The organism is Pseudoalteromonas sp. TB41 (assembly GCF_000497975.1).
GTDB lineage: Bacteria > Pseudomonadota > Gammaproteobacteria > Enterobacterales > Alteromonadaceae > Pseudoalteromonas > Pseudoalteromonas tetraodonis.
Genome location: NZ_AUTH01000115.1, coordinates 1 through 11,203, shown reverse-complemented (window position 1 = coordinate 11,203; position 11,203 = coordinate 1). Strand labels below are relative to the sequence as shown.

At 42.8% G+C, this 11,203-nt stretch carries 14 protein-coding genes; all 14 read right to left on the bottom strand.

The features are described from left to right. Positions 1 to 91: 91 nt before the first annotated feature. Positions 92 to 781, bottom strand: a complete 690-nt coding sequence (locus L641_RS0120800) for a hypothetical protein (protein WP_024601355.1) — start codon at positions 779 to 781, stop codon at positions 92 to 94. After that, entirely contained in the window at positions 781 to 1,272 is a 492-nt protein-coding gene (locus tag L641_RS0120795; RefSeq protein WP_024601356.1) for a hypothetical protein, read from the bottom strand. The genes L641_RS0120800 and L641_RS0120795 overlap by 1 nt, the downstream gene beginning before the upstream one ends. 7 nt (positions 1,273 to 1,279) lie before the next feature. Continuing rightward, positions 1,280 to 3,637 carry a phage tail protein gene (locus L641_RS23340; RefSeq protein ID WP_084298554.1) on the bottom strand — a complete coding sequence of 786 codons (2,358 nt, stop codon included), beginning with the start codon at positions 3,635 to 3,637 and terminating at the stop codon, positions 1,280 to 1,282. Positions 3,638 to 3,640: 3 nt separating this feature from the next. Then, on the bottom strand, positions 3,641 to 4,270 hold the full coding sequence (locus L641_RS0120780) for a hypothetical protein (RefSeq protein ID WP_029750329.1): 630 nt from the start codon (positions 4,268 to 4,270) through the stop codon (positions 3,641 to 3,643). Continuing rightward, positions 4,267 to 5,463, bottom strand: a complete 1,197-nt coding sequence (locus L641_RS0120775) for a baseplate J/gp47 family protein (protein ID WP_024603009.1) — start codon at positions 5,461 to 5,463, stop codon at positions 4,267 to 4,269. Before L641_RS0120775 ends, L641_RS0120780 begins: the two co-directional genes overlap by 4 nt. Further along, positions 5,463 to 5,798: a DUF2590 family protein gene (locus L641_RS0120770; protein ID WP_024603008.1), complete on the bottom strand. Its 336-nt coding sequence runs from the start codon at positions 5,796 to 5,798 to the stop codon at positions 5,463 to 5,465. Before L641_RS0120770 ends, L641_RS0120775 begins: the two co-directional genes overlap by 1 nt. Continuing rightward, positions 5,795 to 7,549 (bottom strand): phage tail tape measure protein, encoded by a 1,755-nt coding sequence (locus L641_RS0120765; RefSeq protein WP_024603007.1) that lies wholly within the window; start codon positions 7,547 to 7,549, stop codon positions 5,795 to 5,797. The genes L641_RS0120770 and L641_RS0120765 overlap by 4 nt, the downstream gene beginning before the upstream one ends. 188 nt (positions 7,550 to 7,737) lie before the next feature. Next, on the bottom strand, positions 7,738 to 8,004 hold the full coding sequence (locus L641_RS0120755) for a putative phage tail assembly chaperone (protein WP_024603006.1): 267 nt from the start codon (positions 8,002 to 8,004) through the stop codon (positions 7,738 to 7,740). A gap of 43 nt (positions 8,005 to 8,047) precedes the next feature. Beyond that, the gene (locus tag L641_RS0120750; protein WP_024603005.1) at positions 8,048 to 8,290 is read right to left on the bottom strand and encodes a hypothetical protein; all 243 of its coding nucleotides are present in this window, start codon (positions 8,288 to 8,290) and stop codon (positions 8,048 to 8,050) included. Continuing rightward, positions 8,290 to 8,844: a hypothetical protein gene (locus L641_RS0120745; protein ID WP_024602997.1), complete on the bottom strand. Its 555-nt coding sequence runs from the start codon at positions 8,842 to 8,844 to the stop codon at positions 8,290 to 8,292. The genes L641_RS0120750 and L641_RS0120745 overlap by 1 nt, the downstream gene beginning before the upstream one ends. Positions 8,845 to 8,855: 11 nt before the next feature. After that, the gene (locus L641_RS0120740; protein WP_024603004.1) at positions 8,856 to 9,404 is read right to left on the bottom strand and encodes a glycosyl hydrolase 108 family protein; all 549 of its coding nucleotides are present in this window, start codon (positions 9,402 to 9,404) and stop codon (positions 8,856 to 8,858) included. A 4-nt stretch (positions 9,405 to 9,408) separates the two neighbouring features. Next, positions 9,409 to 9,609, bottom strand: a complete 201-nt coding sequence (locus tag L641_RS0120735; RefSeq protein ID WP_024603003.1) for a TraR/DksA C4-type zinc finger protein — start codon at positions 9,607 to 9,609, stop codon at positions 9,409 to 9,411. Positions 9,610 to 9,623: 14 nt separating this feature from the next. Continuing rightward, positions 9,624 to 10,073, bottom strand: a complete 450-nt coding sequence (locus L641_RS0120730) for a phage protein (RefSeq protein WP_024601300.1) — start codon at positions 10,071 to 10,073, stop codon at positions 9,624 to 9,626. Between the two features lie 11 nt (positions 10,074 to 10,084). Beyond that, positions 10,085 to 11,203 (bottom strand): DUF2586 domain-containing protein (locus L641_RS0120725; RefSeq protein ID WP_253944079.1); only part of this gene is annotated, 1,119 nt, incomplete at its 5' end.

The window sequence follows — 11,203 nt, the reverse complement described above, 5'->3', positions numbered from 1 at the left end:
GCGACTACTCTACCCCATCGCGGTAAATGTAATTGGCCGGTTAGTTCTGGAAACAACCGGCGCACAATTCTTAATATCGCTTTTTCCATTGTTACCAACTTATTTGCATGTTTGTGCCTTGAAACTCAACGGCGGTTATACGTTCGTCATTGGCAGTTACGTTTGGGCGTATCATTGGGGCTGCTGGCATTTTTGCGGTTTTGCCTGCTTGATGATCGGTCATGAGTTCTTTTGCTATTGTTACTGGTTTATCAAACCAAAAAGAATCAGCATAACTGCCAACAAATACTTTACCGTTACCCTGTTGATACCAAACAAAATCGGCAATACGGAACGCACGGCCAATATTGTTTAACATGGCATATCCTGAACTATCAGAGTAAAAACACGGTATGGCCGTATCAGCATAGGCTTTATCGGGTATTACAAAATCAACGCCTGTTTGTGCTGTTATCTCATCAAGCACTTGACGCATAGTTGGATGGCGCAGCATCACCGTTAAATTGTAAGCAAGTGATGCAGACCACTCACGGCAAAAAAGCGTAAACCAGCCATTAACCGCAGGTAGCACACGTTCAACATAGCCGTTAAATACTCGGTCAACCATATCGCCCCAACCTAAATCAACCGCAACCGGTGCTAACTTAGCCACACTTTGGTTAACGGTTATTTGGCAGTTACCTGGTGTTGATGCCTGTAGCACTACCCAGTGATCTTTCATATCAACTTTTTCATTATTGATATGAGCGCGAGCAATAAAACGAGCATTAGCGGTGGCCATTATGCGGTTCTTAGTTTTGCAAAGTTATCTTGTAGGTGCTGTTGTAAATTAGCGTATTGCACTTCGCTTTCACCACCTTGCTGATTAGCTTGCGCTTGGGGAGCGCGTTCCTCTACTTTTTCAGGAACCGACCTGCACTCACTAAGCGTAAAATTCACAGCCCATTGCCGGGTAGTTTCTTGTTCAACAGCTTCAATTTTACTGCTAAAACGCACTTGTTTAACCCCTAGCGTATTTGCAGTGCGATTACTTATACGATAAATAACACGCGCTCCGCCCTCAGTCGCTTCGGCTAAATTAAACAAATCGGCCAAGTTATCAGCCATAGTGAAAGGTAAAAAACCACTCACAGCTAACGTTTTAGCCTTAATACCCGTTTCAGCCTGATCAGTACTTGATGATTGGCCGCTGGCGTCTTCGCTGGCAAGCTCTTGGCTAGCCGTAATGCGAAGTGATTTAAGATTTATTGATAGCGAGTTGAGGTTTAGCATTTATCACCTAAAATATGTAAGCAAATATCTGATAGTTATGTAATAAAGCGTCATTAACTGGAGTTCCATCTTTAATGTTTTTAAGATTAATACTCCAATGAATAGAACCTTCATCACCTATACTTCCTGATTTCCATCTAGGTGATAATTCATGTGATAATGGACTGTCACCTATCATGCTCACATTGATCAAATTTGCGGGTTTATATAGCTCTAATTTAATATTACCGTTTAAAAGATCTGATTTATCAATACTTTTTATACCGAAATTTTTCCAACTGTCACTTAGTTCACCTCTATAAATAACACCTGCCGCTACTATTTCAGTACTTTCTTTCATCACACTATTTGGCACCTCTACCTTCTTATTAGTAAACTCACCATATACTTGGCAAAAACCACTTTGTTGTTCTATACCATCACCCGTTATAACCTCAAATTCTAATAAAGTAATTCTTTTAATAGGGTTATCTTTGTTATCTAAGTTTCCAGGATTAAACTTAATAATATTGCTGTCTTTTGTTTTAAAGTCTTTATTATTAAAAGAGAACTTTGTAATGTTACTAAACCTATTTGGTCCATATATTGTTTGGTCAAAGTAAAGAGACGATAAAATAATGGGTGAATGTGTTTGATCTGCTATATAACTGGCAAAATCAATATATCCTGACTTATTTGGATGAACATTGTCTGCAAACATTCCATCCTTTAAGTTTTTATAATCCCCTGTTCCATTTGTAGACCAGTGTAAATAATCGATAATTTCAACATCTTCAAATTCTGATTTAAAGTCTGTTTGGAGCCACGTATTAAATTCACGTGCTTTCTTTTCTTTTGCATCGTTGTATAGAGCATATGCGCCAATATTGCTTAGCATTAAAATAATATTATTATCTTTACAACTTTGTGCAAAATATCTGAAATTGTTTTTCATAGTATCTATTTCAATACCAATACTTATATCGTTAATACCAACATGCAAGTAAACTAAATGCGGCAACTGGCCACCAAAGTTCATTGTTTGATTACCTCTACCATCACCCACTTCTTTTATTTGATGTAATACATCCCTTTCCCATCTACTTTTAATATCTACAGATGTTTGACCACCAATACCATGATTTAAAAATGGAATAGTGAATTTGTTGGATAGCTCAAAGCTTAACTGCCCCACTTGCGATTTATAGCTTTCCATATAATCAACATTCCCTGAAGGGTGAAGCCTTCCGTGCTGTTCTGGATGACCTTCTGCAATAGAGTCTCCAATAAGTACAGCATAAGGCATAACCAAATCTAAATAAGCACCATACTCAGCTTTAACCAAAACACCTGTGTTTGCATCAGTAGACTTAATTGAGTTTGATTGATTAATATCATTAGGCTGATACGCACCATTTGAAAATGCTAAAGTATTAGCGTTAATGCATGACATAAAACCTTTCTTAATTCGATTAACTTCCTCAAACTTTTTATCTGCCTCTAACTTTTTTATAAATGTATCTTGCACCCAGCTTTTTTCAGAAAATTTTGATTCCGATCTAAAGTCATTAATTGTGTTTACATCTATTATTTGAACAAGTTTAAAAACATAATGTTCTATACCATTTACATCAATGTAATCATCCATTTCGGTGTTCGACACAGTAAACACCACTTGTGGTTCCCATTGGCTTGATGCGTTGCCATCGAAGTAAGCATCAACATATACAAATTGCGGATAGCTTTGCAAAGTTAATATTTTCTCATTCTTTAATTCCACACGCAGGCCACTTACATAACCTACGCCCGGTGTTACGCTAAATGTATTGGCGGTTGATCGCGGGACTACTTTAAAGCCATCATCAATAAACCAGTCCTTGCCGTTCATGTCGCTAGCGAGCTGGCGGGTTAGCTCATCCATGCCGCTTAAACGTGCAGTAAAGTCTAACTGCCATGTTTCTGGCGATACGCTAATACCCGCCAAATCTGCTATGCCTGAGTATTCAATACCAAAGTTACGGTTTAGTGTGTTACCGGCACTGCCTGGCGCGGTGATTGTTTTGGCAACAGTTGGTACATGGCTAATGGCTACTAATGTTTGATTTATTGACGAATACAGTCCTACCCAGTTAAATTCAAACGGGCCCGTAACGCTATCGAGAACCGTTGAGTAAACAACTACGTTGTCGTTAATACGGCCTGTTTGCTGCACGTTTTGTTGATGCACAATATAGCTGTTTGGAATGCCTTCGTTGCGATCAATTGTGCCGGTTGGGTCTTGCCCTGCTACGTTAGCAAAAATAAAAGTGTCTATGTCTAATTGTTGGTTAGCCTGTGCCTTGGTTGCAAATAACTTTTCGCCGGCAATCGTTATAACTTGTGCCATGGTTTAATACTCCTGTTTAACATTCGCGACGGTAAATTCAGCATGGCTGTCCATCGTCATAAATCGGTTTGTTGGTAATAAATTGGTATTTAATTTGGCTATAGTGAATTCACCATCACCATCAAAGTTTTTAGGGGGTGCAGCTACAGTTTGCTTGGCAATAGTCACGTATTCATAACGACGAGTCGTTCGCCCATATTGGCGGCATAATGCATTTATTAAATTTTGGCGTTCGCCTAAGTCGGCATCCAGCAGTTGCAAACTCACAACATCCCAATCAACCGTACTTATTCGCTCATCAATGGTTATCCATGGCATACCGAGCTTTTCAAACATATCAAGCCAGCCGCTTTTGCTCCCTGCCCCTTTAGCAAATGGCAAAGCGTACTTAACGCGCGTTCTGTACATCAGCTCTGTTTCGTTAGGTATTTGAGTAATGTCTCGCTCCCATGCGAGTAAATTAACCAACTCAAGTTCGGCGGTCATTGGGTCAAGCTGCTTAGCAGGCCATGCCAGCATGTCTGCTACACGCTGCCAATAAATAACGGCTGCTTGGCGTAGCTTATCGAGCTCACTAGCTGGCCTAGCCAGCCAGTAAGGCATTTTAGTTAGCGCTTGCCAGTTTATGTTCATAGTGCATTACCGTTTTCTATAGTTAGCGCAGTTAAGCGCGGCACATTGTTTTGGCTGGTTATATCGGTTTGGTGCCAATTTAATGAATCAATACCGTCAAACTCTCTATGTAACTCTTGGCTTAATCTGCTAAAGCTAAAGCGGCTAGCGGGTTGTGTTTTAGTCACTGTGTAATCGGTGTTTTCTCTAAACGCACTGCGTATAAAGTTTTCAACGTTTGTTAGCAATGCGGTTACTTGGGTCGCTAATAAATAGCCATGCGGGTAAACAGTTACACCTACACTCACATTTACACCTGGCATAGCAATTACTTGTAAATCGTCGCCATGACCATGGAAGCCTTTTTCCATTACGTATTCGTTTAAATCATCAATTAAGCTTTGGCTGGGTGTACCTGTGTCTAACAAAATATAGGCATTGGCAGTACCAGGGCCACGCGGTGCATCGTGTTCAAAAAATATATTGTCGGTATCAAGGCCACTGCGCTGGGTTAAAATAGCGCGATAAACGGCGTCAATGTGCCAAGGCGCTGCAGCGGTAAATGCGTTACGGGTGCGTAGTTTTAAATCTTGGTTTGTCTCGGCATCCGCGCCAAGCGCATCAAGCCAGTTTTCATCATTAACTGCACTGGCAATACCCGTTACCGACTCAGGTAAAATATGGTAATAACCTGCGCCTAGGTTGTATGCTGCCCCTGCATTTTCGGCAACAACAGGCACTAATACACTTGCTTGGTTTTCAGGTAAAATTACATCATCAACCGTTAGCACACGGTAAACTGTGCCGTTTATAGCGTCGGTTTGTATTACGGTACCGGCGCTAATTAATAAACCTGGTCCTGTAATAGCTGCGCGATTAAATCGCACTTTGCCATGTGCTCGCTCTTCACTTTTACGCGTTAAGTCGTGCTCCCATGCTTTGGCTTCAATAAATTCGCTATCAGTAGCCGTTTGCAAAAATAGATTAGGCAGTATTTTTTCTATTAATATTTTGTTGACTACCCATGTGGCAGGCTTTGCCACAATCGCGCTAATAAGTCGCCAAAATGGTGAATAAGGCGAGTCGTTAGCAATAATACTGCCGCTTTCATCTACGTCTTGTTTAAATAGCGTTTTCCAGCCCTCTTCTGTGGTGGGTATACCCGCTTTTTCTACAATGCGTTTAAAGTCAATTATTGGGGTTAAATCAGCCATTATTGCGCCTCTATGATCAATGATGAAATAGCGCCAAATTCGATGGTTTTAGCGTGTACCCACCATTGGCCTTTTTGATTCTCGTTTTGCTCAACTTTTACCGTGCCTGGCATAATGCGCACGTCGTCTTCTACCAATAGTTTTATTTGGGTTTGGGTGTCCTGTGTAACGCCCGTTCCTCGGTCGCTTACTAATAAGTTTGCAAGGCCGGTATCTAAAATGGCATGCACAATGTCTTGAGCAATAACATCACGATCGGTTAAATACATGGGGTTGTGCCCTGCATCTAACACCACATCACCATGCTTAATATGTAGGTCGATATAAATACTCATGAGTGCATCTCAACAAAGTTCATGTAATTGGTATCGCCTTTGGCTGGGTTAATCGTTACGCTGGCAATGTGTGTTGATTTTTGTTGGTTGGCATTGCTAATTTGCTGGGTAATACCGCCTTTTTCGGCTTTACTTCTGATTGGCTCTATTGCACTAATACTTGCAACAGAAGTGCTTGCAATATTGGTATCAATATCAACACCGGGGATCAGGTTTAATTTGTCTATTATCCAATCCATGGTGTCGTTAAATATGCTTTTTATGCCACCCCAAACGCTGCTAAAAATACCGCCAATGGCTTTTATCCAACCCCATTCGCCCATGGTGGCTTTTAGGTCATCCCAGTAATAAACTAATGCGCCCACGGCAGCTATGGCTAAAGTAATACCAGCCACAATTAATCCTATTGGGTTTGCATACATCACAATATTTAGCGCTAGCATGGCGCCTTTTAAAAATGCGATTGATGCAGTCCACGCAGCAGTTATCCCTCTGCCAATCATTGTTGCCGTATTCCACGCAGTCATGGCCATAGTTGCAGCTCCCATTACAACAGAAATTAAACCGCCTGCGGCCACTAATGCCAGCACACCAACTGCGGCATAACCAAGCCATTTTGTTAATGTTGGGAACTCTTCAGTAAAACTTAAGACGCCTGATCCCATATCTGCAATCAAGCCAACAAAGTCATTAAAGGCTGGGAGTATTGCTGAACCAAACGCTGCACGAATAACAAACCAGCTTTGGCTTAGTCGCTCACTTTGGTCCGTCATATCCATAGCCATTTTTTCAGCTTGCTGCATGCCGGTAACGTCGCCTAGGTCATTTATTGATTTTCCTAGACCGTCAATGTCGTTCATTAGTAATTTTATAGTGCCTACGGCCTCACTTGAGCCAAATGCTTTTTTAAGTTCGTCGCCCTCGGCTACGTCTATGGTTTCGCCGTATTTGCCTTTAATTTGGTTTAGTATGTCAACCATTGGCAGCATAGCGCCTTGGCTGTCAGTAAAACTTAAATTAAGCGCGTCTTGCGCTTTACCTACACCGGCTAAAAACGATTTATATTTTGTACCGGCTTCACTGCCAGACATAGTTGATTGCAATGTACCGAGTATGGCCATTTGCTCGTTCATACCAATGCCGGCGCTTGTTGCTTCAGCACCAATTGATGTGAACGCCGATGACATTTCAGCGCCTGTTGTTTTAAACGCTTGTACGGCGGTAGCCGTCATGCCTGTTAGCTGCTCTACCCACTCACTTTTACCCATGGCATTAGCTTGGTTTTTAAAAATGCCATACATGGTACCCATGTAATTGGTAATAGTGCCGGCGTCGGCTTTGGTGGCTGCGGCTAATACGTTGCTCGATAGTGTAAACGCTGATAGGTCGTTGTCGTTTAATCCGGCTATCGCGCTTTGTATGTCGTAGCTTGATTTAACAAATTCGGTAGATGATTTACCGTATTTAAGGGCAAATTCGTATGAAGTATCGGTTAGTTGTTTTAATGCCGATTCGCGAACACCTAATGATTTAACCTCGCCCAATGCGCGATCCATTTCTATGGCTGGCATGAGTGCGTTTTGTAGTGCATAACCACTGGCCGCAATACCCGCAACGCCTGACGCCATTTTCATGGTGCCGCGTTGATAGTCGTTGGTTAACCCATTTAAGCTATTGCTTACTTTGGCAATAGGCTTTGTTATTTGGTCAATCATGCCAACGGTAAACATTAGCGGTTGCGGTAAACTCATTTACTTGCCCCCAAAGGCTTTGCACACTGCATTGGTTATTACGTTTTCTAAGTTTTCGCGCTGGTTTTTATATAACCAACCAGCGCGGGCTAAGCTTTGCTCGTCGTCATTTTCGTGTGGCAATAAATGACGACGTAAAATAAATAGTTGTTCAAGCTGATTCGAGTCGATTGAATCAATCAGCCCTTCTATTTTTTTACGGCAATTTCCAACACTGGCGAAAACTCAGCTTTTAGCGTTGATGCAATTTGCAGCTCAGAACCTGGCGACGCTTCAAGTACTTTTTTAAGCGCTGGCTTTTGCTCGTCTGCAATGGTGCGCATTACCATATTGTGTGACGCTGCGGTCATAGAGCCGCCACGCGCTACCGAGTCTACAAAGTCGCTGTGATCTTGCACTGTCATGTTGAAAGTAAAATCAGTGCCCGCGATAGTTAGTTCGATTGCTTGTTTCATGGTTATTCCTTAGATTTGGTTAATATTTTAAGTGTTTAATTCGTTACATTTTTTCTAACAGCTTGTCTAACTTTGCATCCATGCTATCTAGTCGTTTCTCAAACATTTTTTGAGACTCGGCTCGCATTAGTTTTACGTGCTTTAACTCTTGTGCATTGGTGTCGATGCGTTTATCTAAATCAGCAAAAAACCAAAACCCGCTAACAATTACAATTAAGGTTGTTAGCACATGCGCTATATTCACTTCTTTTTTTACATGCCAGCCATCAGCTTTATTTTCTGCCATTACTTAGCTACTCCTTGCCCTGCCGTTTTTTGCATTAGGTTCATTAATTTGTCTTTATCGTTCGAGCTTTTTGTCGCGCTTAACCAAAATGCAGCGGCGTTAGCTAGCAGCACGAACAAGTTGCCAACCAAATACACTATTAGGTCACGGTTTCGCTCAATGTCGGGGCCGTAAAACAAAGCACCTAATACCGCCGAGAACAAAACAAACAGTAAGATGGTGAGCGTTGAGGGCATCCAATGATCTTTATTGTTAGTTCGTGCGTTTTGGCGGTCGTTTAAATCCGCTTTGTATTCTTCAAGTGCAATTTTTTGCAGCTCAATATTAGCCTGGCGTATTTGCTCACGTTCTTCGTGTGCCCACTGTTGCAACTTAAGCGCTGCATCAGGGTTGTTTTTTAGTTCAGCGGCCACGGCTTCTGGTGTGTTTTCTGTGCCTAATGCGCCAGCTATTTGGCTACCAATACTTACCGCTAAACCAACAGGGCCAGTTAATAAAGGAGCTACTGCGCCAGCAATACCGCCTACTGTGTTTGCAATTTTTTTCCATTCCATTATCTAGCTCCTTATAAATTAACTACGCGGTGTAACCACCCGTAGGTGTATTTTTCTTGGCTTTCGTCGTTGGCCGCAATATCAATAAACAAGCTAATTCGCTGGCCGCTTACTGCACCAATCAATACATTTAAGCCGTCATTTTCTCGCGCTGCAGCATAGCTATTTAACGCTTTAATGGTTCGGCTACCGGTTATGCCATCAACGATTAAATCAGGGTAAAGGCTTTGGCATTTGTTAAGCACATTTAGCGCTTTTTGTAGTGCCTTGCCTGCACTTAACACGCCTGAGTTAACCGCAAAATCAAACAACTGCACGGTGAGTGTTTCGCTCAATTTACTAACATCGCTAAGCTTTAACGGTGCCCAGTACTGTTGCTCGTAAATTAAAAATGCAGTTTGATAGGGCAAGTCATGCATAGCACACGTAAAGCCAAAATCACGGGCAACTGCCTTGGTAACACCGTACATGGTTTCACCACCACGATCGGTTGGGTCATTTACATAACCGCCCTCACGTTCTATTAATTCGCCTATCAACCTGATTTTTAATTTGTTCATTTTGCTACTCGCTTAACGATTGGCACGGTACACAGCGCTGTACACCTTTTATGGCTTTTTGCCGCGCTTTGGGTATTGGGTCGCCGCAATCAATGCAATCCGTTGCACTGATCACGCAGCTGTTGTTAAGTCCTTTTAAGCGCTGATCGGTAAATCGTTTTTCAGCGCGTTCCTGTGCAATTACTAGGTGGTCTAGATCATCCATTTACTAACTGCCTTTTATTGCACTATGTTTTCAATTTCTTCGGCGCGTAAGTACGGCACACCGTTGATTTTTACAAAGTCGGGGTCGGTTACATCAAACGGAATTTTAAACAGGCTGGCTTGGCCACCTTTTTTGTCTATGTCTAAAATGTCGCTTAGCTTAATGCGGCAACCAAACGCTTCTACTTTTAGCTCGTCTTTGCTGGTTTTTGCATAAAACATAATGTCGAACGGTTCCATTGCGCGCCAAGCGCCTGCACTTTTTGCCGCATCTGATATAAGCGCAAAGTTACTGGCGTTAACCGATAGCTCACCGCTGGCCGCTACATCGCCATCAACAAAACCATCAGGCACGCCACTTGTTTGGCTCACGGCGCTATTGTCGGTAATAGCCAGTGATGCCGTGTCAACTTGGACCATAATGTCACCCAAGTTCACGTTAAAATTCATTCCAGATAAACGCATGGTTAGTGCTCCTAGTTGCTGCTTAAATCAAGCATGATGTTTACGGTAATTTCTTTTGGCGAGTTGTAAGGGCGAACAACCAAGTAAATAACCACCGCTTTGTTTGTGGTCCATACAATCGTTACATCGCCCTCTACTGGCGGCTTAATATCACCCGGAAACTGCGTGCCTAAAATGGTGGTGCTTTTGCTCATGGCGCGCAGTGGCTTCATAAAGTACGACTTGTTTAGTTCAATGCTGTTAGGCGTTGAATTAAGCGCACGGTTTGCAACACGGCGAATAGCTAATACCCGCACTTCTCGGCTGGCTTTATGCACTGGGCGTAAATGCTCAAGGTATTGGTAGTCACCGCCTGCAGCGTCGAGCGTTTGGGCATCGCTCCAATAAACACCCTCAAAATCGCTATACCACTGCGGTACGCTCATGCGTTTATTTGCTAGGGTTTCTAGTGTGGCAAGAGACAGCGGCTCGTTTTCTCTGTCAACCGGTGCCGCGCCTAGGCCTAACACACTGCCCGTTGCTACGCGCATGGGGCTGTCGGCAATGCTTACGCTGCGGTCACATAATCGCCCTGCTAATACGCCTACGTTATTGCCGTGTAATTGCGGTACGGGCACCACTAAGTGCGCGGCAATATCGGCTTGCAATGCAATGGTTGCGGCTTCATAGGTTGGCCATGTTTGCGTAGCTGCATCAATACCAGGCACGGCAACCAATGCCGATACAAAACGGCCTAATGTGGCTTGCAATGATGTTAGGTGATCATGAATATCTGTGAGTTCTGCGCTTGCTGTTTGCTCAGCACATACCACTACCATTTCAAAGCTTTGTACTTCGTTGGCGCGGTCAATGGCATCAACAATGGTTTCCAGTTCGGCCATTGGGTAAACCGCTGCGGTCCAGTTTTGGCCTGCGTTTAATTGCGCAGCAATAAGCTGATCGCGCAGTGGGCTATCTGCAAAGGTTTTTTCTAAGTCGGTTTTAGCGCCAATGCTAAATAATTGGCTTTCTTCATCAACCGAACCTGCACGGCCAACAAACAAGAAGTGTCGCTCAACACCTTGGATGTCACCTTGCCCTAAATTCAAATTGTTAACTTGCACTTTACCTAGTGACATGTGTTTATCCTC